The organism is Hujiaoplasma nucleasis (assembly GCF_013745115.1).
GTDB lineage: Bacteria > Bacillota_I > Bacilli_A > Izemoplasmatales > Hujiaoplasmataceae > Hujiaoplasma > Hujiaoplasma nucleasis.
The window spans coordinates 1,199,408-1,219,678 of the sequence record NZ_CP051151.1 but is presented as its reverse complement, the minus strand read 5'-3'; the positions used below and the strand labels follow the sequence as shown (position 1 = coordinate 1,219,678).

Annotated in this window: 24 protein-coding genes, 11 tRNA genes and 1 other RNA gene; 32 read left to right on the top strand and 4 right to left on the bottom strand. The window is 30.0% G+C overall.

All coding sequences use genetic code 11. From position 1 onward, the window contains the following. Positions 1-7 precede the first annotated feature (7 nt). Entirely contained in the window at positions 8-1,174 is a 1,167-nt protein-coding gene (locus HF295_RS05850; RefSeq protein ID WP_312031236.1) for an NAD(P)-dependent malic enzyme, read from the bottom strand. A 213-nt stretch (positions 1,175-1,387) separates the two neighbouring features. On the opposite strand from HF295_RS05850, the gene rpmE reads away from it, so the two are divergent. The 29 genes from rpmE (at position 1,388) to HF295_RS05705 (ending at position 15,484) form a co-directional block, all read left to right on the top strand. Then, positions 1,388-1,609 carry a 50S ribosomal protein L31 gene (rpmE, locus tag HF295_RS05845; RefSeq protein WP_312031235.1) on the top strand — a complete coding sequence of 74 codons (222 nt, stop codon included), beginning with the start codon at positions 1,388-1,390 and terminating at the stop codon, positions 1,607-1,609. Positions 1,610-1,704: 95 nt separating this feature from the next. After that, entirely contained in the window at positions 1,705-2,313 is a 609-nt protein-coding gene (locus HF295_RS05840) for a thymidine kinase (protein WP_312031234.1), read from the top strand. Continuing rightward, a complete protein-coding gene (locus HF295_RS05835) occupies positions 2,264-2,749 on the top strand; it encodes a nucleoside deaminase (RefSeq protein ID WP_312031233.1) in 486 nt (161 codons plus the stop codon). The genes HF295_RS05840 and HF295_RS05835 overlap by 50 nt, the downstream gene beginning before the upstream one ends. Before the next feature lie 66 nt (positions 2,750-2,815). After that, positions 2,816-2,910, top strand: an RNA gene (gene ffs / locus HF295_RS05830) — signal recognition particle sRNA small type. Positions 2,911-2,942: 32 nt separating this feature from the next. After that, positions 2,943-3,704, top strand: a complete 762-nt coding sequence (locus HF295_RS05825) for a Cof-type HAD-IIB family hydrolase (protein WP_312031232.1) — start codon at positions 2,943-2,945, stop codon at positions 3,702-3,704. Between the two features lie 13 nt (positions 3,705-3,717). Continuing rightward, positions 3,718-5,580 (top strand): tRNA uridine-5-carboxymethylaminomethyl(34) synthesis enzyme MnmG, encoded by a 1,863-nt coding sequence (mnmG, locus tag HF295_RS05820; protein ID WP_312031231.1) that lies wholly within the window; start codon positions 3,718-3,720, stop codon positions 5,578-5,580. A gap of 50 nt (positions 5,581-5,630) precedes the next feature. Beyond that, a complete protein-coding gene (locus tag HF295_RS05815) occupies positions 5,631-5,909 on the top strand; it encodes an RsmG family class I SAM-dependent methyltransferase (protein WP_312031230.1) in 279 nt (92 codons plus the stop codon). A 40-nt stretch (positions 5,910-5,949) separates the two neighbouring features. Then, positions 5,950-6,294: an RsmG family class I SAM-dependent methyltransferase gene (locus HF295_RS05810; RefSeq protein ID WP_312031229.1), complete on the top strand. Its 345-nt coding sequence runs from the start codon at positions 5,950-5,952 to the stop codon at positions 6,292-6,294. Positions 6,295-6,306: 12 nt separating this feature from the next. Then, a complete protein-coding gene (locus HF295_RS05805; RefSeq protein ID WP_312031228.1) occupies positions 6,307-7,500 on the top strand; it encodes a hypothetical protein in 1,194 nt (397 codons plus the stop codon). Continuing rightward, positions 7,497-8,660 carry a hypothetical protein gene (locus tag HF295_RS05800; RefSeq protein WP_312031227.1) on the top strand — a complete coding sequence of 388 codons (1,164 nt, stop codon included), beginning with the start codon at positions 7,497-7,499 and terminating at the stop codon, positions 8,658-8,660. The genes HF295_RS05805 and HF295_RS05800 overlap by 4 nt, the downstream gene beginning before the upstream one ends. A gap of 11 nt (positions 8,661-8,671) precedes the next feature. Continuing rightward, positions 8,672-9,451, top strand: a complete 780-nt coding sequence (locus tag HF295_RS05795; protein ID WP_312031226.1) for a ParA family protein — start codon at positions 8,672-8,674, stop codon at positions 9,449-9,451. Further along, positions 9,438-10,289: a ParB/RepB/Spo0J family partition protein gene (locus HF295_RS05790; protein ID WP_312031225.1), complete on the top strand. Its 852-nt coding sequence runs from the start codon at positions 9,438-9,440 to the stop codon at positions 10,287-10,289. The genes HF295_RS05795 and HF295_RS05790 overlap by 14 nt, the downstream gene beginning before the upstream one ends. Before the next feature lies 1 nt (position 10,290). Beyond that, complete coding sequence (locus HF295_RS05785) at positions 10,291-10,485, top strand: DUF951 domain-containing protein (RefSeq protein ID WP_312031224.1); 195 nt, start codon at positions 10,291-10,293, stop codon at positions 10,483-10,485. Beyond that, entirely contained in the window at positions 10,469-10,750 is a 282-nt protein-coding gene (locus HF295_RS05780) for a nucleotide pyrophosphohydrolase (protein WP_312031223.1), read from the top strand. The genes HF295_RS05785 and HF295_RS05780 overlap by 17 nt, the downstream gene beginning before the upstream one ends. Before the next feature lie 147 nt (positions 10,751-10,897). Next, positions 10,898-10,974, top strand: a tRNA-Ile gene (locus HF295_RS05775). A gap of 7 nt (positions 10,975-10,981) precedes the next feature. Next, positions 10,982-11,057 (top strand) — tRNA-Ala (locus HF295_RS05770). A gap of 26 nt (positions 11,058-11,083) precedes the next feature. Next, positions 11,084-11,160: transfer RNA gene (locus tag HF295_RS05765), tRNA-Met, on the top strand. 6 nt (positions 11,161-11,166) lie between these two features. Then, positions 11,167-11,243: transfer RNA gene (locus tag HF295_RS05760), tRNA-Ile, on the top strand. Between the two features lie 15 nt (positions 11,244-11,258). Further along, a tRNA-Ser gene (locus HF295_RS05755) sits at positions 11,259-11,351 on the top strand. Positions 11,352-11,447: 96 nt separating this feature from the next. Continuing rightward, a tRNA-Lys gene (locus HF295_RS05750) sits at positions 11,448-11,523 on the top strand. 3 nt (positions 11,524-11,526) lie between these two features. After that, positions 11,527-11,613, top strand: a tRNA-Leu gene (locus HF295_RS05745). Between the two features lie 5 nt (positions 11,614-11,618). After that, positions 11,619-11,694 (top strand) — tRNA-Ala (locus tag HF295_RS05740). Positions 11,695-11,760: 66 nt separating this feature from the next. Then, positions 11,761-11,837: transfer RNA gene (locus HF295_RS05735), tRNA-Met, on the top strand. A 7-nt stretch (positions 11,838-11,844) separates the two neighbouring features. Continuing rightward, positions 11,845-11,920: transfer RNA gene (locus HF295_RS05730), tRNA-Asp, on the top strand. An 11-nt stretch (positions 11,921-11,931) separates the two neighbouring features. Further along, positions 11,932-12,007, top strand: a tRNA-Phe gene (locus tag HF295_RS05725). 203 nt (positions 12,008-12,210) lie between these two features. After that, positions 12,211-13,245 carry a GGDEF domain-containing protein gene (locus tag HF295_RS05720; RefSeq protein WP_312031222.1) on the top strand — a complete coding sequence of 345 codons (1,035 nt, stop codon included), beginning with the start codon at positions 12,211-12,213 and terminating at the stop codon, positions 13,243-13,245. Positions 13,246-13,344: 99 nt separating this feature from the next. Next, positions 13,345-14,265, top strand: coding sequence for a hypothetical protein (locus HF295_RS05715; RefSeq protein ID WP_312031221.1), 921 nt, complete (start codon positions 13,345-13,347; stop codon positions 14,263-14,265). Beyond that, positions 14,258-14,854 (top strand): hypothetical protein, encoded by a 597-nt coding sequence (locus HF295_RS05710; RefSeq protein ID WP_312031220.1) that lies wholly within the window; start codon positions 14,258-14,260, stop codon positions 14,852-14,854. Before HF295_RS05715 ends, HF295_RS05710 begins: the two co-directional genes overlap by 8 nt. A gap of 75 nt (positions 14,855-14,929) precedes the next feature. After that, positions 14,930-15,484 carry a hypothetical protein gene (locus HF295_RS05705; protein ID WP_312031219.1) on the top strand — a complete coding sequence of 185 codons (555 nt, stop codon included), beginning with the start codon at positions 14,930-14,932 and terminating at the stop codon, positions 15,482-15,484. 28 nt (positions 15,485-15,512) lie between these two features. Here the strand turns inward: HF295_RS05705 and HF295_RS05700 are convergent, their stop codons facing one another. Further along, positions 15,513-16,073 (bottom strand): DUF975 family protein, encoded by a 561-nt coding sequence (locus HF295_RS05700; protein ID WP_312031218.1) that lies wholly within the window; start codon positions 16,071-16,073, stop codon positions 15,513-15,515. Between the two features lie 154 nt (positions 16,074-16,227). Between HF295_RS05700 and HF295_RS05695 the strand changes: the two genes are divergently transcribed. Further along, the gene (locus HF295_RS05695; protein WP_312031217.1) at positions 16,228-17,304 is read left to right on the top strand and encodes a baeRF8 domain-containing protein; all 1,077 of its coding nucleotides are present in this window, start codon (positions 16,228-16,230) and stop codon (positions 17,302-17,304) included. Between the two features lie 82 nt (positions 17,305-17,386). Continuing rightward, entirely contained in the window at positions 17,387-17,830 is a 444-nt protein-coding gene (locus HF295_RS05690) for a YaiI/YqxD family protein (RefSeq protein WP_312031216.1), read from the top strand. Between the two features lie 3 nt (positions 17,831-17,833). On the opposite strand, the gene HF295_RS05685 is transcribed toward HF295_RS05690, so the two are convergent. Further along, positions 17,834-18,361 (bottom strand): helix-turn-helix domain-containing protein, encoded by a 528-nt coding sequence (locus HF295_RS05685; RefSeq protein WP_312031215.1) that lies wholly within the window; start codon positions 18,359-18,361, stop codon positions 17,834-17,836. A gap of 115 nt (positions 18,362-18,476) precedes the next feature. Between HF295_RS05685 and HF295_RS05680 the strand changes: the two genes are divergently transcribed. Beyond that, positions 18,477-19,361: a carbohydrate kinase family protein gene (locus HF295_RS05680; protein WP_312031214.1), complete on the top strand. Its 885-nt coding sequence runs from the start codon at positions 18,477-18,479 to the stop codon at positions 19,359-19,361. Between the two features lie 59 nt (positions 19,362-19,420). Here the strand turns inward: HF295_RS05680 and HF295_RS05675 are convergent, their stop codons facing one another. Next, on the bottom strand, positions 19,421-20,245 hold the full coding sequence (locus HF295_RS05675) for an aldo/keto reductase (protein WP_312031213.1): 825 nt from the start codon (positions 20,243-20,245) through the stop codon (positions 19,421-19,423). Between the last annotated feature and the right edge of the window lie 26 nt (positions 20,246-20,271).

Sequence of the window (20,271 nt, the reverse complement as noted above, 5' to 3'; positions counted from 1 at the left end):
CTTATTTTTAGCCTTTTTTTATTTGGTCTTTAATTGCTTTTTCTATGGTTGAAACAAGATTTTTATCAAAAATATTTGGTAGGATATGGTGGACACTCAATTCATCTTCTTTAACCATAGAAGCAATGGCTTTGGCTGTGACTATTTTAACTTGGTCGGTAATGGTCTTAATTTTAGAAGATAAAACGCCCTTCATTAAGCCAGGAAAAACCAATACATTATTGATTTGATTTGGATAATCACTGCGACCAGTCCCAATGATTTTAGCACCTGCTTTTATGGCAACTTCAGGAAGAATTTCTGGGTCAGGATTTGCCATAGCGAAAATGATGGGATCGGGGTTCATCAAAGCTATCATGTCTTCTTTTAGGATATCTTTTGCTGAGACACCTATGAAAACATCTGTATTTTTTATTAAGTCTTTTAAACTTGATGCTTGACTTGATTGAACAATATTTAGATCGAGCAGTTCTTTGATCACATAATTATATTGATTATATTTTTCTTTATTTAAGACGCCTAATAAATCATAACCATAAATATGTTTGACACCTAATTTATTTAATAATTTAATGATGGCTGAGCCAGCCGCACCTAAACCCGATACAAGGACTTTAATATCACCCATATTTTTACCAACGACCTTTAAAGCATTGATTAAGGCTGCACTAACAACAATAGCGGTTCCATGTTGGTCATCATGAAAAACAGGTATATCAAGTTCTTCTTGGAGTCTTCTTTCAATGGTAACACAATTAGGGGCTGATATATCTTCTAACATAATTGCGGAAAAATTAGGGGATAGTAATTTTATGGTTTGAATAAGGATTTCAGGATCTTGACTATCTAAAGCCAATGGGTAAGCTTGAACCCCTGAAAACTCATGTAATAAGGCAGATTTTCCTTCCATGACAGGAAGAGAGGCAACTGGTCCGATATTCCCTAAACCAAGGACGGCAGACCCATTTGTGATGATAGCTACTGTCTTGCCTTTCATGGTATAATCATAAGCCTTATTCTTATCATTTTTTATTTCTAAACAAGGTATGGCTACACCTGGAGTATAAGCCATACTTAAGTCTTCAATACTGGTTAATTTTACATTGGGTAATATCTCTAGCTTACCTGTGTTTTTTTTATGTAAGTTTAAGACTTTTTCTTTAAAATCAGACATAATTTTCCTCCGATTAAATAACTGATTTTATTATATCATTTTTTTCTATACTTTTAAATCATCAGTCCATAATGTCGATATTAAATCTCTAGAAAAGTATTACTTGAATTCACACATTATTTCTTGCAATTTATGAATTCATTTGATATAATACCTTTGCTAAATAAAACTTACTATGAATTTATATTTCATGGCAGAAGGAGACGGGATAATATGAAAAACAATATACATCCTGAATATCATACGTTAACAGTCACATGTTCAACATGCGGAAACACATTTGAAACAGGTTCAACTCAAAAAGATATTAAAGTTGATACATGTTCAAATTGCCATCCATTCTACACTGGTAAACAAAAATATAAAAATGTTGCTGGTAGAATTGACAAGTTCAACAAAAAATATGGTATTCAAGAAGACGAAGAACAAGAATAATTTGATAATTAAAGCCAATTCATTTTGGCTTTTTTTATTTGGATATTTAATATTTCTTTTTTCAATGTTATAATTATTTTTAGTGGAGGTATGAAATGTATTTGAATCAAAAAGAAGGTTGGATTGAAGTGATTACAGGTCCAATGTTTGCTGGAAAAACAGAAGAATTATTAAGAAGAATCAAACGTTTAGAATATGCAAAACAAAATATTGTTGTCTTTAAACCAACAGTAGATAATCGTTATAGTGAAAATCAAGTGATTTCTCATGATCACAATAAAACTCAATCCATCAATATCAGTGAGGCTAGAGAAATTTTAAATTATGTTAATAATGAAACTCAAGTGGTTGCTATTGATGAAATTCAATTTTTAGATGAAGAAGCAGTCGATATTTGTGAATATTTAGCTGATAAGGGTGTAAGAGTTATTGTATCTGGTTTGGATAGAGATTTTAGAGGAGAACCTTTTTCTTTTATGCCAAAACTCTTGTCTTTAGCTGAATATGTTAGTAAATTAACCGCTATATGTGTCAAATGTCAAACACCAGCTTCTAGAACCCAAAGAATTATTGAAGGAAATCCTGCTAAATATGATGATCCAATCATATTAATAGGTGCTAAAGATTCTTATGAAGCTAGATGCCGAGACTGCCATGAAGTTCCTAATAAACCTAAAAGGTTTGGTTTTCTTGATGAACGATGAGTATTACATGAAAGAAGCTTTACTAGAAGCTGAAATGGCCTTAAGTAAAGATGAAGTACCTGTGGGTTGTGTTATTGTCAAAGATGGTGAAATCATTGCCCGTAGTCATAATTTAAAAGAATTCCATCAAGATGTTACAAGTCATGCTGAAATTAACGCTATTAAAATTGCCTCAAGTATATTAGGATCTTGGAGATTAGATGGTTGTTCTATTTATGTAAATGTTGAGCCTTGTTTAATGTGTTTAGGCGCTATTGTTTCAGCCAGGTTCGATCGTTTGATATATGGTGTTAGAGATAAAAAATACGAGTCTTTAGATGAAATTTTAAATAGATATTTAGAGAATTTTAACCATCAATTAAAAGTGACTCCTGGTGTTTTAAGTGAACCATCAAAAACTTTGATGCAGTCTTTCTTTAAAAAATTGAGAGAATAATAATTAATGTGTTAAAAAAATTGAAATTAAAAAAGATTATGTTATAATATATAAAGAATCTCAAATGAAGCATCTTCACTCAATAGATGCCCACGAATCAGGTCAGGTCTTGACGGAAGCAGCCTTAAGTGAGGTGTTTATGTGGGTGGAGATGCTTCAGGTGAGATTCTTTTTTAATGGACGAGGTGAAGAAATGGCATTAATATTTTTTGATTTAGATGGTACAATATTGGTGAATGGACAAGTAGTTCCAGGTATATTTGAAACCCTAAAAGCTTTAAGAGAAAAGGGACATTACTTATCTATTGCGACTGGAAGAAACCCAAATTTATTAAAGGGTATTGAAAAAAAGTTAGAATTTAATCATATGGTTTTAGCCAATGGAGGTTATGTGATAAGCCATGGCAAGGTAGTCTATGAAAATTATATTTCATTAGATACTGTAAAACGTATAACGAAAAAAGCTGATGAGATGGCTTTTGATTTAACCATAGAATATATTGATGAATATGTTAATTATCGACAAGATACCAATAAAGCTTTGGAGTTTTCAAAACATTTTGATTTACCAATAGCGACTTATAATCCGAATATATATCCTGACAGAGATGTTTTTGCAATGGTAGTATATGAGGATGAAGTGGTAGATAAAATTAAAGGAGATTTTCCTGAACTTCAGTTTAATAAATCTGGAGGCATAGCTTATGATGTTAATCCTAAAGGCGATTTAAAGGCTGAAGGTGTCAAAGCTTTAATTAAACATTTAGGCTTTGATATTAAAGATACTTATGCTTTTGGTGATAATTATAATGATATGTCAATGTTTAAAGCTGTGGGACATCCTATAGCTATGGGGAACGCAGTAAAAGCCTTAAAAGATATAGCTGAATTTGTTACAGATGATGTAGATAAAGCAGGTATTGAAAAAGCATTAAAAAAATATAAATTACTTTAAAGGGTGTGATTTTATGTATGATGTTATTGTCATAGGTGGAGGCCACGCAGGTAATGAAGCAGCCATCGCAAGTGCAAAACTGAATCATTCAACACTATTAATAACAGGGAACCTTAAAATGGTTTCTTTTATGCCGTGTAATCCATCTATAGGTGGTCCTGCTAAAGGGACCTTGGTTAGGGAAATAGATGCCTTAGGCGGAGTTATGGGGATCATTGCTGATAAAACAACTTTGCAAATGAAAATGTTGAATAAATCAAAAGGTCCTGCTGTAAGAGCTTTAAGAGCTCAATCAGATAAACTTGAATATCCCAGAGAGATGCTAAAGTTGTTAATGAACACAGATAATCTTGATTTAAAAGAAGCTTATGTAAAGGAACTTCTAGTTGAAAACAATAAAGTCTATGGAGTTAAATTGGAAACTGGTGAAGAAATATTATCTAAATCTGTTATTATAACTACAGGAACATTCATGAATGCTAAAATTATGGTAGGTGATTTTTCAAAAACTGAAGGTCCGGATAAACAAAAAGCATCTATTGGATTAAGTGATCATTTAAGAGCTCTTGGCCATGATACTTATAGATTAAAAACGGGTACTCCAGCAAGAATCAAAAGAGATAGTATTGATTTTTCAAAAATGGAACTATCACCTGGGGATGGTTTTATCCATCATTTTTCTTTTGAAAAAGAACACTTAAGAGTCTTAGACAAGGAATGGCCTTGCTATCTTATACATACTCAAGCAAAAACCCATGAAATAATCCATTTTAATTTAAATAAATCTGCCATGTATGGCGGACAAACAGTTGATGGTGTAGGCCCAAGATATTGTCCTTCGATTGAAGATAAATTGGTTAGATTTGCCGATAAAGAAAGACACCAATTATTTATAGAACCAGAATCTAGAGAAATCGACGAAGTCTATTTGCAAGGTTTCTCAACATCAATGCCATATGATGTTCAAGAAGAAATGATTCATTCTTTACCTGGTTTAGAAAATGCAGTTATTAGTAAATATGCTTATGCTATTGAGTATGATGCTATTGATTCAAGAACCTTATGGCCATCTTTAGAATCAAAGATTATTGAAAATTTATTTTTCGCTGGTCAAGTCAATGGAACCAGTGGATATGAAGAAGCCGCAGCTCAAGGACTTATGGCTGGTATAAATGCGTCTTTAAAATTACAAGGAAAAGAAGCTTTTATATTAAGAAGAGACCAAGCTTATATTGGTGTATTGATTGATGATCTTGTGACTAAAGGGACTAAAGAACCTTATAGGATGTTAACATCTAGAGCTGAATTTAGGTTATTATTAAGACATGATAATGCTGATATGAGATTAACAAGATATGGGTATCAATTAGGTTTAATTAACGAAAACAGATATCAAAACTTCTTGGAAAAAAAGAAAAATATTGAAATGGCTATTCAAACTTTATTAGACAATGATATTACACCAACAGAAGAAGTTAGGGATTATTTAGAAAAAAACAATTTGATGGGGATCAAAGGAAAAACCACATTGTTTGATTTATTAAAAAGACAAGACATGTCTATAGATATTATTGAAGACTTAGCCCATATTGATTTATCTTTGAGTGAAGAAGAAGCTGAACAAGTAGATATTTATAGTAAATATGATGGCTATATAAAGAAAGCCATTAATCAAGCAGAAAAATTACAAAAAGAACACAATATAAAAATACCTACAGATATAGATTACTTCAAAGTTAATAATTTAGCTTTAGAAGCTAGAGATAAGTTAAATAAAATAAGACCTTTAACGATATCACAAGCATCAAGAATCAGTGGCGTTAATCCAGCAGACATACAAATGCTTTTAATTCATTTAAAAAAATATGAAACATAAGTTTCACAGTTTAATGCTTTATGGTAAAATGTAACAAATAGGAGAGATTTATGCTAGACCAAAATTTATTATCAAAACTTAGTCATGAAAAGTTTAATATATATTACCAATATCTTATTGAACAGAATCAGTTATTGAATTTAACAGCCATTACTGAAAAAGAAGAAGTTTACTTAAAACATTTTTATGACTCTATATTTATCTTAAATCATCTTGATTTTAAAGACAAAAAAGTATTGGATATTGGCGCAGGTGCTGGCTTTCCTTCTTTACCTATTAAATTAATCGAGTCTTCAATGAATTTAATAGGTAGTAGATGGTTTAAATAAACGTATAGAGTTTTTAAATAGACTGATAAATTTACTAGATGTGAATATTCATTTGATTCATGGAAGAGCTGAAGAACTAGGTATTTTTAATGAATTTGATATTATTATGGCTAGGGCGGTAGCCAAGCTTAATATTTTAGTAGAAATGGCATTACCTATGCTTAAAATTAATGGGTATTTTGTTGCTTTTAAATCGATTCATTATCAAGAAGAGTTAGATCAAGCCAAACATGCTATTGAACTACTTGGTGGTAAAGTTGAAAAAATTATTAATTATACTTTGACTGAAGATTTACAACATGTATATATTCTTATAAGAAAAATTAAACATTCTCCTAAAATTTATCCAAGATCCTTCGCTAAAATAAAAAAATCTCCTTTATAGGAAGTGAAATGATTGAACCAAAAAGATAAAATCTTTCCAGGGTCTATCAAGTATAAAGAAAAGTTAGAGATTAAATATCTTGTTAGACAGAATATTTTTGTTATAACCCTAATTTCAATTATAGGGTTTTTATCTGTGGTTTACTTATTTTTACTTGATTTTGAAATTAGAATGATTATTGGATTGTCTTCAGGCTTTATTGCTATTATTATATTTAACATGGCTTCTTTATCCTATGGTAAAACACAAATAGAGTTTTTAAAGTTTAATAAATTCATTACAAGCATGAGTTTTTTTACTTTGATAATTATCTATGTTTTGTATTTTAAATCACCATCAGTCATACCTTTTTTATTCTTAGCTTACTTGATAGCTGCTGTTTATAAAGATATTAAAGTACTTACGGTTATTAGTTTGTATTTTATTTTAACGATTACTATGTTATTTGTGAATTACAATCAATTATTTGACTTCAATACGACATTTGAGACCTCATATTTCGTTATAGGTTTATTTGTCTTCTTGTTCTTATCTTTATTAATGATGTCTACTTATATCACTCTTAAAGAAAGTCAGTTCTTTTATAATCAAATTTCTTATACCAAAGAAAAAGAGTTAAAGAACTTAAAATTACTGATAGAATTAAAAGATCAAATTGATTTAGAAATATTCGATTATGAATCTTATTTTAAGAAAATTCATCTTTTGTTTGAAGATTTTTCTAAGAAGATAAATATTGATAATTTATTTAAACAAAAGATAGATATATTAAAGAAGTTATCTCTTGGACACACTAAAGAGTCTATATTGAATGAGTATAAAGAATTTACTCAAGAAGATATCAATCACCTAGAAACTTTAGTGATTCATAAAGATTCTTTGATGAGAAAAATAGCGATGAGATTGTATTATTATAATCAAAAAGATGTTCATCATCGTGAAATATTTTCTGAAACACATTTTGAAAGTTTAAATAAATCTACTGATGATTTAGAGATTAAAATTTTGACTTTTTCAATCTTATATGTGATGTTAAAGAATGGTTTGCCTGGAACAAAAGCTTTAGATAAAGAAGAAATCTATCAAGTCATTATCAATACTGAGTTTTATTATTTATTAGACCCTAGAATAAGAGAAATCTATCAAGATAATCCTGATGTTTTTGAGGCTATCTTTGATGATGCTTATAAGGGGGGCCTATCATGATAAAAAAATTCTTTTCAACCTTATTGAATACTGAATACCTGCCAATGAATGAAGTTAGAAAAATTAAGGTTATTGTTATATTTATATTCTTAACTGTTTTTACAGCTTTAACACTTGGGGTATCTTATCTTTTAGATTATCCTACATGGGTTAAAAGTATCTTTATTGGTGGTTTTATCCTTGCTTTACTTATTACATATGGTTTTATTAAATTGAATTTAATTTTTCTTGCAATGCAAATTACTATAATTCAATCTGTCTTTTTTATGGTTTACTATACCCAAGGTATAACAAGTTTTTATGCATATTTATTGTTTTATATTGTCTTAACCATTATTGCTTTTTATCAAGAAATATATTCTTACTTTGTTTTTTCAACATTTGTTACTGTTTTAGGTATATTTTATATATTTAATGATGGAGATTCATTATTAATAAATAATGATTTACCTGGTGCCATTTATATTTATATTACTGGTTTAATTCTTTATTATTTAGTTAATTTTGCCTTTATTCTTATCAATGAGAAATCATATAGTGAGATGAATTTAGAGTGGATTCATGATAAAAAAACAAATGATAGTATGCAAAAAGATATCTTTAACTTTATGCAAGCAATAAAAAGAATTCAAGGCGATCCACCTATTTATGAAGACAATGATTTTCAGGCGGCTGTAACAGAAACTAGCGAATTTATTGCTAAACAAATCTTGAAAGATGGTTCAGAAATAAAAAACATTTCAGATCTATATTTTTATATTCATGAAATTGGATATCAAAAAATATTAGATAATCAAAATATTTCTCTTAATATGAGAAAAACCACTGTAAATCTAAAAAAATATATGGTTAATGATCATTCTGATCTATTTTCAATAATGATTAATTTTGTCTTAAGACATAAAAAACCAAACATAGATATTGATGATTTGAATTTAAGTAATTTAAATATCAATAAAGAAGAAAAGTTAATTGTTTTTGCAATGATCTATGTTTACATGACTCACAATTTATACCAATCAAGTTCTTGGAACAAATTTGAAGTAGATATGAATACAAAAAAAGTCATAGATTTTGACTTTGAACCATTCTTTGATGATCAAACAATCGCTTTTTTCCAAGATAATATAGAAATAATTAAGAAATATTTGAATAAGTGAAAGGGAATTATATGGGATTAGTACTGTCGATTGCTAACCAAAAAGGTGGAGTTGGTAAAACAACAACGGCCATTAATTTAGCAAGTTCATTAGCCAATTTAAGAAATAAAATATTAATAATAGATTTGGATTATCAAGCAAATGCAACATCATGTATGGGTATTGATAGAGGTTCTTTTCAAAAAAGCATTTTTGATGTTTTTAAAAAGGAAGTCGGATTTGAAGATATCCTCATCAAAAGTCATCACCGTAATATTGATGTGCTTCCTGCTAAAACCATGGTTGAGGGGATAGAAGAAGCCATCATTGGAGATACCAATAGAGATTTTATACTCCATGATCATTTACATAAATTTAAAGAAAATTATGATTATGTATTGATTGATTGTCCGCCTTCCTTAGGGTATATCACTACCAATGCATTGGTAGCTTCAGATGGTGTTATTGTTCCTGTTCAATGTGAATTTTTAGCAATGGATGGTTTAACTCAATTATTAAACACCATTAGAATCGTTCAAAACAAGAAAAAAGTTAATAAAGAAGATTTAACCATTTATGGTGTTTTATTAACTATGTTGGATAAACGAGTAACTTCAGGGTTTCAAATAGTAAATGAAATTAAAACATATTTTAAAGAGAAGGTTTTTAAAACAATTATACCTCGTAATATCACTTGCTCTAATGCAACATTTTATGGTATGCCAGTGACACAGTTTTCTCCTAGGAGTAAATCTTCTATTTCCTATAAAAAATTAGCTAAAGAGGTGGTGAGTCGTAATGAACAAGGATGAAATGATTAAACGTTCATTACAAGATTTATTAAAAGAAAACGAAATTGAAATTAAAGAGAATGAAGAAGTTGTAGATATTGAATTATCTAAGATTATTCCTAATCCATTTCAACCAAGAAAGCATTTTGATAAAGAAGCTTTAAAAGAATTATCTGATTCAATTAGAATGAATGGTGTCTTGCAGCCAATTATTGTGAAAAAAATCAGTAATGGCTATTTGTTGGTTGCTGGAGAAAGAAGATGTAGGGCGTCAGAAATGGCTGAATTTAAGACAATCCCAGCGATCATTAGAGATTATAACAATCAATATTTAGCTGAAATAGCACTATTAGAAAATATACAAAGAGAAGACTTAACCATCGTTGAGGAAGCAAAAGCCTATAAGAATGTCATTGACGCTATGGATTTGACACACCTTGAACTTGCCAATAAGATTGGAAAGAGTCGTTCTTATGTTTCTAATGCTTTAGGTATTTTATCTTTACCTGAAGAAGTCATTGATGAGATTAATGAAGGCAATATTACCATGGGCCACGCTAGAAGTTTAAGTAAGTTAAAAGATAAAGATAGGATTATTAAAATAGCACAAACAGTTATCGAAAAGAAATTAACTGTGAGAGATATTGAACAGTTGGTCAAAAAAGAAAAAAAGAAAAAACAAATCAAAAGAAGTCAAATTAATGTTGAATTTCAAAAAGACTTATATGAAACAAAAGATCATTTGATCAATAAACTTAATTTAAAAAATGAAGTAAAAGTATCTAGCAATAAACTCATTATTACATTCAATAATAAGGAAGAATTAGATAGACTTAAATCTTTATTAGAAGGTGAATAAGATGGAAGATATAAAACAAGGTTCAATACTTGTTCTAAAAAAAGGTCATCCTTGTGGAGAAAACAAATGGGAGATAATTCGTTTTGGAGCAGTATGTAAATTAAAATGTTTAGGCTGTGAAAGAGAAGTTTTGATGAACAGAATGGACCTAAAGAAGAGAATTAAGAAGGTGTTAAGTAATGAAGAAATTAATTGATGAAATAATCAAATTTAGAGATGAAAGAGGATGGAGACACCATGACACACCTCAAGCTCTAGCTAAATCAATTATAATCGAAGCTGCAGAGTTATTAGAAAACTATCAATGGGAAGATGAAGGTCCTAATATAGAAAACGTTAAGGAAGAATTAGCAGATGTCTTAATATATTCTATAGCTATGGCATCTGATTTGGGTTTTGATCCAGAAGAAATAATTAGAGAAAAATTGATTAAGAACGCTGTGAAATACCCTAAACAATAAAATAAATGATGGATATTTTAAGATATCCATCATTTACAGCACTAAATCAGTCTTTATTTACTTTTTTTAAAAAAAACGACAAATAATAATTGACAAATATGTTTATAAATAGTAAAATATAATTCGCATTGCGAAGAATACGAAAATGGGCCTATAGCTCAGCTGGTTAGAGCGCACGCCTGATAAGCGTGAGGTCGATGGTTCAAGTCCATTTAGGCCCACCATTTTTGTGGGGAATTAGCTCAGCTGGGAGAGCGCCTGCCTTGCACGCAGGAGGTCAGCGGTTCGATCCCGCTATTCTCCACCATTCTTTTCAATTAAAAATATATCTACGGCGGTGTAGCTCAACTGGCTAGAGCGTACGGTTCATACCCGTGAGGTTGAGAGTTCAAGTCTCTCTGCCGCTACCATTGCTTGGACCCATAGCTCAGTTGGTTAGAGCTATCGGCTCATAACCGATCGGTCGTAGGTTCGAGTCCTACTGGGTCCACCACTTATAGAATCAAACGGAGAAATACCCAAGCCCGGCTGAAGGGATCGGTCTTGAAAACCGACAGGGCGTGCGAGCGCCGCGGGGGTTCGAATCCCTCTTTCTCCGCCATTATGTCAATCTAGCTTAATGGTAAAGCCTATGGAAGTAGGTTCAATTCCTACATTTGACACCAATATTTTTTTACTCGCAAGATTCAAGCTTATTGACCCGCTAGCTCAGTCGGTAGAGCATTTGACTTTTAATCAAAGGGTCAGGCGTTCGAATCGCCTGCGGGTCACCACTTGCCCGAGTGGCGGAATAGGTAGACGCGTTGGACTTAAAATCCAATGTCAGCAATGACGTGCCGGTTCGAGTCCGGCCTCGGGTACCATTCTTGGGGAATTAGCTCAGCTGGGAGAGCGCCTGCCTTGCACGCAGGAGGTCAGCGGTTCGATCCCGCTATTCTCCACCAAAAGAAAATTTAGTGTTGACATTAGATTTTCATTTTGATATCATATAGTAGCAACAAAATTAACACCGCGGGGTGGAGCAGTCTGGTAGCTCGTTGGGCTCATAACCCAGAGGTCGGAGGTTCAAATCCTTCCCCCGCAACCAATAAAAAGGTCCGGTGGTGTAGTGGTTAACATGCCAGTCTGTCACACTGGAGATCGCGGGTTCAAGTCCCGTCCGGACCGCCATTTTTTTTATTGGTCCGGTAGCTCAGTAGGTAGAGCAATGGACTGAAAATCCATGTGTCGCCGGTTCGATCCCGGCCTGGACCACCATCGAGAACGAAATATAGCCATCTTAGGATGGCTTTTTTTTGTTTTTTAAATAGAATTTTATTTGTGATTTGGCTTTTATTAAGACCATTTAGATTTTATATTATTTCATTATATTTTATATTGTTTTTCTATATTGAATTGTTATTAACTTATAGCTATTGTATAATGAAATACAGTATAATATCAAAGAAAGGAAGAAATTAATGAGAAATAATAATTCTTTGAATGGTATATATAATCAAGCCAATGATATTGGTTTAGCGAAGAAATATTTATTAATTGCTATTAATATATTTTTTATTATTGTACTTGTACCAAGTATTTTCTATAACCTTTTTATTCTTGCTGATGAGACAAACAATCATTTATTTCTTGCTTTATTTGAAATTATATTATTACTTTTAAGTTCTTATACTTTATTTCACATTATAAAATATAAGAAATATATTATTCCAGCTTATGTGGATTCTTTTATAATGTTTATGGCCACTATAGCTGTGATTTTAACAACAGAAGGAGATTCATATGGTTATGCTTTTACCATTGTTCTAGGTATAACTGTTTACACGCTCTTAAACAAAAAACATGCAACAATTTTATATTTGTTTTGTTCCTTAATCACCTTGTTTTTAGCGATATTTATATTTAATACAGATTTTGAAAGTTTGTTTAATATAAGTATTATCATAGTATTACCTGGTGGAATTCTATATGCTTTTAATTTTTCCCAACAAGTCTTGATAGAAAAATTAGAAGGCATGTCAAAAATCGATCCTTTGACAGGGTTATTCAATCGTAAAATGTACTATGAACAATTGTCTAAAGAAATTGAATTAAGTCAAAAAAACAATTCATCTTTAACTATTTTAATAGTGGATATAGATTTTTTTAAAAAAGTAAATGATACTTATGGTCATCATATAGGTGATGAGTATTTAAAATATATATCAAATTTATTTTTGAGCCATATTCGACCTTCAGATACATTAGCGAGGTGGGGTGGAGAAGAGTTTTCAGTTATATTACCTAACACTCATAAAGAAATAGCAATCAGTATTGGTGAAAGCTTTATTAAACTATTAGAAAATGATATCCATGATAAAGTAGGAAAGGTTACGATAAGTATTGGTATGACTTCATATCAATCTGAAGAAACATATAATGATTTTTTTAAAAGAGCTGATGAAGCCTTATATTTATCAAAAAAGAATGGTAGAAATAGATGTACTTATATTTAATGATATATTTTTAGTATTTCTTGATATGAATGAAATACCTAAGTATAATAGATTAGGTTTTTTATATAAATAAAACTATAAAATCGGAGGAGAAATTACATGAAAAAAGGATTATTGGTCTTATTGTTTTTAGTGATAACGTTGGTGTTTGTAGGCTGTGATGGTGTATATTTTCCAGATCAAACGACAAATGAGTTAGATGGTACCACCAGTGAGAACACAGAAGATATCACTGAAAGTAGTTTGGAAATTTGGAAAAATTCTGATGATGCATTGGATATGAATGGAGATAGAAAAATAGATGAAGTTGATTATGAACTTTATTTATTGGCTTATAATTATGATTATTGGAGAAACTCAGATGATGCTCTAGATATGAATGATGATCGAAAAATCAACGAAGATGATTTTGAAATTTATCAACTCTATAATTATTTTTTATACTGGAAAGACTCTAGTGTGGCAGAAGATTTAAATGATGATCAAATCATTGATGAAATTGATCATGAAATATATAAAAATTATGAAGCTTGGTTAACGTCAAATTTTGCAGAAGACTTAAATGATGATGAAGTTATTGATGTGGATGATTTTGTTATATATCAAGAATATGATCAATATATTGGCACTTATATGATAAGAGATTATGTCTATGAAGGATCAGAGTATTATATTATTGGAGATGGAATACGCTTTTCTAACTTGGCTCAATATTTAGAAGACATTTCTTTATCAGTTGACGCTAGAGGCCAAGTAAGTGTGAATATACCTGAGAATGTTCAAGACATTTTTGGCGATGTTACTGATGTTATTTTACAAGCAACAGATAATATGGTTATTACTAATCTAAATTTATCGACAGCGATTGATACCTTTGCTAATATTGAAGGCGTCGAATTTAATATTTCTTTATATTTATCTCATATAGAAAATGGATTTTCAACATCATATACGATTGGATTTTATGATGATAATCCAAAAATATATTTCAATATAATTAAAGTCGATAACAATGGCTAGAAAAAAGCAAGAAGCTTCTATACAAGTTATTTGGTTAAAGACCATTATTTATGGTCTCATACTGCTTTTAATTATTGTTCTTTTTTCAATTGCTCCTAAGAGAGTATTTTATGAAACTTCATCATATGAATTAGCAACATCATCAATTATATTGGAAGAAGATAATTTACTCTTATATGATTATAAGGTTTATGGAACTGATCAAAGGTTTCAAAGAGCCTTAAGTGAAGATGTAGAGATAGTTAAACAGGATTTTTTAGACAGAAATGAAATAATGGCTGTTAAGATTTACGGAGAAATATCAACTGTAAAAATCTATGATAATTATGTATTCTTGACTGACCCTGAAACGCCAACTTTAAATATTGAATATTATATAGTTAAAGATTTGGAAATCAATAATATTCAGTTATCTATAAGATCCTTTATTATGCTTTTTGAAGATATAAGTATTTTAATTAATGGTGTTTATCTTGGCCTATTACTGATTATTTCTATTTCATTCTTACTACCTTTCTCAGTTAAGTTGACTAGGAATATTAGCTTTATTGTTCAAAGGAATAGATATTTAAAATCAAAAAAAAATTAAAGCCATCAATTTAATGGCTTTTTTTTCTTGTTTTCGATGTATAATTAAGTAAATATGTAATTCAGTGGTGATAATATGAAAAAATTAATTTTAGTAATGGGAGACCTAGCTTCACTAAAAACCACCTTATCAAGAAGGCTATCAAGTGATTTAAATATTATCTGTTTTAATAAGGATATGATTAAAGAAAAATTAGTAGATGTTATAGGCTTTTCTAATAGACAGGAAAATAAGAATTTATCTCAAGCAACTTATGAAATTATTAAATATAATACTGGTGAAATATTCCATAAAGATATTCCATTAATCATAGAAAGTAATTTTAAGTATCATGAATTCAATGATTTGATAGAATATTTAGGAGTTTCAATAAATCAAGTTTTAGTTTTGTTTTTAAGTGGTGATTCTAAAATACTTTATCAAAGATATTGTGATAGACAACCATTTAGGCATCAAGCACATACTTCAACAGGATTAATATCTTATGATCATTTTGTTCAGTCTAAGCTTGAATTTAAAAAAGATATCTTAGGTTTAAATACGTATTCTTTAGATACTTCAAATTTTACTGACAGAGACTATGAAATTTTAAAACTAACTGTTAAAGACTATATTGAAAAAAAGATATGAGGACAACTCATATCATTTTTTTATAATATTATGTTCTTGTTTTTAAATCTTCATAAAAGTGAGTAACTGATAAGTTAATGTATGGATCTAAGAATATCATGCCAACACCAAAGGTTAATAAAACAAGTAAATACCAACCAATAAAACTTAAGTATAACTTAAATAATCTCCATTTATGTCCGTGCATCATTTCTCTACTTCTTTTAATGGCTTCTTGTGGTTCTAAATCAGGATTATCTGCTAATATAAAGAAGGTCATTGAGTAAGAAAAAGTTTTAATGATACCAGGGATGATTAGCAATAAAGTCCATAAAAAGATAAAGATGGACATTAAAACGAAAGTTATAATGTGATTGATAACATTGCCTTTAAAGCCCGACACCAATAAGTTGGTGTCTTCTGTGTTGGTTCTTGCGATGTGTAGTCGATATTGATTGACACCGACCATAGCTGGACCTGTAAGAACTAGACCTACTAATGCAGCAGAACTTGTCATAATAGCAATTAAAATAATTCCAACAACGAATAAGTTCCAATAATAGGTTTTTAAATTGAATTTTGCTTTTAACTTAAAATCTTGACTATTCATTATTTACCCTCCTGTCTACATTATATATCAATGATTATTAACAATCTACTATTTTTATTAGATATTTTTATTGTTTTCTTACTAATTTAGAAGGCTATGATTGGATTGTGTTAATTAATTATGTTATCATAAATTTAAAGGAGGAATCATAGAAATGAATAAAAAAGATAAGATTAAACAAATGATTTTAGACTGTCAGAATCTTGATTCACCTAAGATTACCGTAGTGATGCCAACCCATAGAAAATCACCAGAAAATCGTAAAGATATGATTTTATTTAAGAATCTAATGAATGATGTTTTAGCTCTTTTAGAAAGTCATTATCCAAGAAATACTTATGAAAAATCATTAGTTAAACTCCGTCAATTGCAAGAAGATTCAATGTTTTGGACTTATAATCTTGATGGACTAGTCATTTTTGCTTGTGGAGAATTACTTGAAACTTTCAGATTACAATATTCTGTTAAAGAGAAGATTAGTGTAGCTCAAGCCTTTCATGTTCAGCCTATTTTTGCTCATCAAGAAATTTACGGAAAACACTATTTGATTGATTTGGCAAAAGATAGATTTAAAATGTATTCAATTAATCAAGATAAAATCGATGAAATGAATGATATAGAAATAAAGACATCTTTTAGTGAATTATATGATGATTTTGATACGGATTCAAATATCAATGTTGGAATATATGGTGGTTTAAGCGGAATGTACCATGGACACAGAGAAAAATCGGAAGAAAACAAAAAAGACCGAGAAAAGTATTTCAGGTATCTCGACCGAGAATTTAAGAAACTTCATCAATTAGATGATAGTCACTTTATTTTTGCTGGTACAAGCGAAAATATTGCTATTTTTAAAAGTATTTCTCAAGAATCTTATTATCATGAGTTAACCATAAATCATCCGCTAGCTTCTTTAAAACCAGAAGATGTTAAAGACTTTATTAGAGATATATTAACGCCTTTAGAAGAAGAAAAAAGAAAAGAGATTGAACAAACGATAAGAAAAGCTCAATATCATGAAAAATATGTTTCTGATTTTTCTATAATAAATGAAATGGTTGAAATGTCTCAAATCAAAACGCTTATTGTTAAAGAAAAGCAAAGTATAGCAGTCAATATCCCTTTGGACAAACTTGTCAATCAAGTTTTAGTTTATCAAGGAAATGTTATTACTTATGATGAAGGTACTATAAATATTGATGATGATGTATCCGCTATTTTAAGATAGATAATTTGTATAAAGCCCTTTTCAAGAAGAAGAGGGCTTTTTTTAAATAACTTTTATTGATATAATAAATTTCGAGGTGTTTATGAAAATATTAATTGATGCGGATGCATCACCAGTAAAAAATATCATTATTCAAGTCGCTAAAAAATATCAAATTCCTGTGATTATAGTTTCAAATTATAATCATCGAATGACTTCAGATTATGCAAGAATCATTACAATCGATGAAGGAAGAGACATGGCAGATCATGAAATCATTAACCATACCCTTCCGGGAGATTTAGTTGTTACTCAGGATTATGGTTTGGCGAGTTTAGTCTTAATGAAAAAAGCTGATTGTTTGCATCAAAACGGCTGGTTTTATACAAACGATAATATAGATGGTTTATTAATGCAAAGACAAATTTCACAGAAGATTAGAAGAAGTAAACAAAGAAATACTCACATAGCAAAAAGAACAGAAAAAGATAATGATGTTTTTGAAAAGAAACTTGATGAATATTTAAAAAGTAGATGTCAATTTTGACATCTACATATACTCTTTTTGTTTTTTACGGTCTTTAATAAATAGAATAATTCCTCCAATGATTAAAAGTAAACCAATGCCTATAATAAAGCTTGAGAAAGCTTTAAAGATACCTGCAGGTTCAAATACGTTGGTAGTTACTGGAGTGCCATTGATTTCATTAGGTATTTCCGGGCTTGGAAACATCATACCAAAGATAATCCTAATTAGAATACCCATTCCAGTAAATAATCCGCCACTAATAAATAAACTGATATATGCTTTACGCCAATGTCTTTTTACCCCTCTATATATATCACTAACAACTTCGTCAACATTATTGATTTCATGATCAGGAGTGTTTTTAAAGAAGTAATCAAAATCCGTTTGTAATGCAGAAACAAGTTTTTGTAAATCATTCATGTTGGGAGAAGTTATATCATTTTCCCAATGATAGATGGTCTGTCTACTTGTATTTAGTAAATGAGCTAGTTGTTCCTGCGAAAGAGATAAAGACTCTCGTTTCAATTTTATTTTTTGTCCTATTGTCATGGGGACCTCCTTATGTACAGTAAATAAGATATCATAGTTTTGTATTTATTTCAGCAAATAATATTAAGCATTTGTGTAAAAAAAATTTAACAAGTCAGTAAGAAGGAGTTTTCTTATGAAATTATTAGTGATAGGTGTAAGCTCTTATGACACTATTATTGATGTAGAACATTTGCCAAAAATGAATAAGGATCTAACGATTTGGCCAAAGAATGTACACTATTCTATAGGTGGCACTGGTGCGGGAAAAGCGCTTGCTTTAAGCACTTTACCTGTTTCAACAACCTTAGCTACTGATTTAGGAGATGATGAGTACAAGGATAAAATTCTTGACTATTTGGACAAAAGTAAATTAAATATTATCAGACTTAAAGCCGATGTATCAACAACCCATACCAACATCATGCACGATAATGGTAAAAGAATAAGTATTTTTACAAGTTCACCTAAAATGGTCGAATATAAAGATTCTTTGGAAAAGGAAATTATGAATTCAGACCTTGTATTTTTAAATATTAATGACTATTGTCGACAATATATACCCTTAATAAAAAAATATAATAAATTGTGTGTGGTAGATATCCATGATTATATTGATGGTTCAAGTTACCATCAAGAATTTATTGATTGCGCTGATATCCTATTTGTGAGTCATGTTCATATTGGCCATCACGAGGATTTTTTAAGGCGAATGATTAAAAATAAGAGTTTTGTGGTTATCACAAAAGCTGAAGAAGGAAGTATTGCCATAGATAATAACAATAAAATTTATTATCAATTGGCTTATAAATCTTTACCCTTTGTAGATTCGAATGGGGCAGGAGATAGTTTTTCTGTGGCTTTTGTATATTATTATTTCAAAACTAAAAATACTGTTTCTTCATTGAAGTTTGCGTCAGTTATGAGTGCTTACACCTGTGCTAGTAAAGATATATATAATAAAGATGTATCTTATGAAACAATAGAAAAAGTCTTAGATGAAGAGAGTTTTTTGCCTTAATAAAATTGACGATATATGGGATAAAAAAAAGAGAGTTGAAAAACTCTCTTTAATACTTCTTAGAATGGTACATTATCAAATTCAGGGAAGAACTTTCTTCCTTTATTAAGACCTTTGATTCTTGTCATATCTTCATCATCTAATTCAAAGTCAAATACATCAATATTTTCCTTGATTCTTTTTGGTGTAATAGATTTAGGAATGACAACGATATCTCTTTGAACCAACCATCTAATAGCCACTTGAGCAATGGTCTTCTTATGTTTTTTTGCTATTTCTTTCATGGTTTCATCATTCAGTAAGTCTTCGATATGATGTGACATCAAAGGTGCATAAGCTTCTAATTGAATACTGTTTTTAGTGCAAAAATCTTGTAAAAATTGATTTTGTAAATGAATATGGGTTTCAACTTGGTTGACCATAGGTTTTATTTTAGCATTATCCAATAAGAATTGTAAATGGTGAACATTGAAGTTAGAAACTCCAACAGCCTTTACTTTTCCCATATCATATAAAGTTTCAAAAGCATTCCAAGTACGTGTTAAATGATCAAAATCTCTAAACCAGTGAACTAAATATAGATCAACATAATCAAGCCCTAATTTTTGTAAAGATTCATTAAATTGTTTTAAAGTTTTTCGGTATCCTTGTTCAGTATTCCAAACTTTTGTTGTAACAAACAATTCACTTCTTTTGACTTTAGAATCTTTAATGGCACGACCAACAGCTTCTTCATTTCCGTAAACTGCGGCAGTATCAATATGTCTATAGCCTGCTTTAAGTGCTGTTAAAACAGCGTTATATGCATCTTCATCCTTACTTCTAAATGTACCTAATCCAATGACTGGCATCAGTGTATCATTGTTTAATTTTAGTTTTTTCATATTTTCACCTCATAAATATTATACCA

Coding starts and splice junctions, on each gene's coding strand:
- rpmE (WP_312031235.1), top strand. CDS start 1,388: ATGAAAAACAATATACATCCTGAATATCATACGTTAACAGTCACATGT.
- HF295_RS05720 (WP_312031222.1), top strand. CDS start 12,211: ATGAGAAATAATAATTCTTTGAATGGTATATATAATCAAGCCAATGAT.
- HF295_RS05680 (WP_312031214.1), top strand. CDS start 18,477: ATGAAATTATTAGTGATAGGTGTAAGCTCTTATGACACTATTATTGAT.
- HF295_RS05690 (WP_312031216.1), top strand. CDS start 17,387: ATGAAAATATTAATTGATGCGGATGCATCACCAGTAAAAAATATCATT.
- HF295_RS05800 (WP_312031227.1), top strand. CDS start 7,497: ATGATAAAAAAATTCTTTTCAACCTTATTGAATACTGAATACCTGCCA.
- HF295_RS05715 (WP_312031221.1), top strand. CDS start 13,345: ATGAAAAAAGGATTATTGGTCTTATTGTTTTTAGTGATAACGTTGGTG.
- HF295_RS05850 (WP_312031236.1), bottom strand. CDS start 1,174: ATGTCTGATTTTAAAGAAAAAGTCTTAAACTTACATAAAAAAAACACA.
- HF295_RS05840 (WP_312031234.1), top strand. CDS start 1,705: ATGTATTTGAATCAAAAAGAAGGTTGGATTGAAGTGATTACAGGTCCA.
- HF295_RS05795 (WP_312031226.1), top strand. CDS start 8,672: ATGGGATTAGTACTGTCGATTGCTAACCAAAAAGGTGGAGTTGGTAAA.
- HF295_RS05700 (WP_312031218.1), bottom strand. CDS start 16,073: ATGAATAGTCAAGATTTTAAGTTAAAAGCAAAATTCAATTTAAAAACC.
- HF295_RS05685 (WP_312031215.1), bottom strand. CDS start 18,361: ATGACAATAGGACAAAAAATAAAATTGAAACGAGAGTCTTTATCTCTT.
- HF295_RS05675 (WP_312031213.1), bottom strand. CDS start 20,245: ATGAAAAAACTAAAATTAAACAATGATACACTGATGCCAGTCATTGGA.
- HF295_RS05815 (WP_312031230.1), top strand. CDS start 5,631: ATGCTAGACCAAAATTTATTATCAAAACTTAGTCATGAAAAGTTTAAT.
- HF295_RS05710 (WP_312031220.1), top strand. CDS start 14,258: ATGGCTAGAAAAAAGCAAGAAGCTTCTATACAAGTTATTTGGTTAAAG.
- HF295_RS05785 (WP_312031224.1), top strand. CDS start 10,291: ATGGAAGATATAAAACAAGGTTCAATACTTGTTCTAAAAAAAGGTCAT.
- mnmG (WP_312031231.1), top strand. CDS start 3,718: ATGTATGATGTTATTGTCATAGGTGGAGGCCACGCAGGTAATGAAGCA.
- HF295_RS05825 (WP_312031232.1), top strand. CDS start 2,943: ATGGCATTAATATTTTTTGATTTAGATGGTACAATATTGGTGAATGGA.
- HF295_RS05705 (WP_312031219.1), top strand. CDS start 14,930: ATGAAAAAATTAATTTTAGTAATGGGAGACCTAGCTTCACTAAAAACC.
- HF295_RS05790 (WP_312031225.1), top strand. CDS start 9,438: ATGAACAAGGATGAAATGATTAAACGTTCATTACAAGATTTATTAAAA.
- HF295_RS05780 (WP_312031223.1), top strand. CDS start 10,469: ATGAAGAAATTAATTGATGAAATAATCAAATTTAGAGATGAAAGAGGA.
- HF295_RS05835 (WP_312031233.1), top strand. CDS start 2,264: ATGAAGTTCCTAATAAACCTAAAAGGTTTGGTTTTCTTGATGAACGAT.
- HF295_RS05695 (WP_312031217.1), top strand. CDS start 16,228: ATGAATAAAAAAGATAAGATTAAACAAATGATTTTAGACTGTCAGAAT.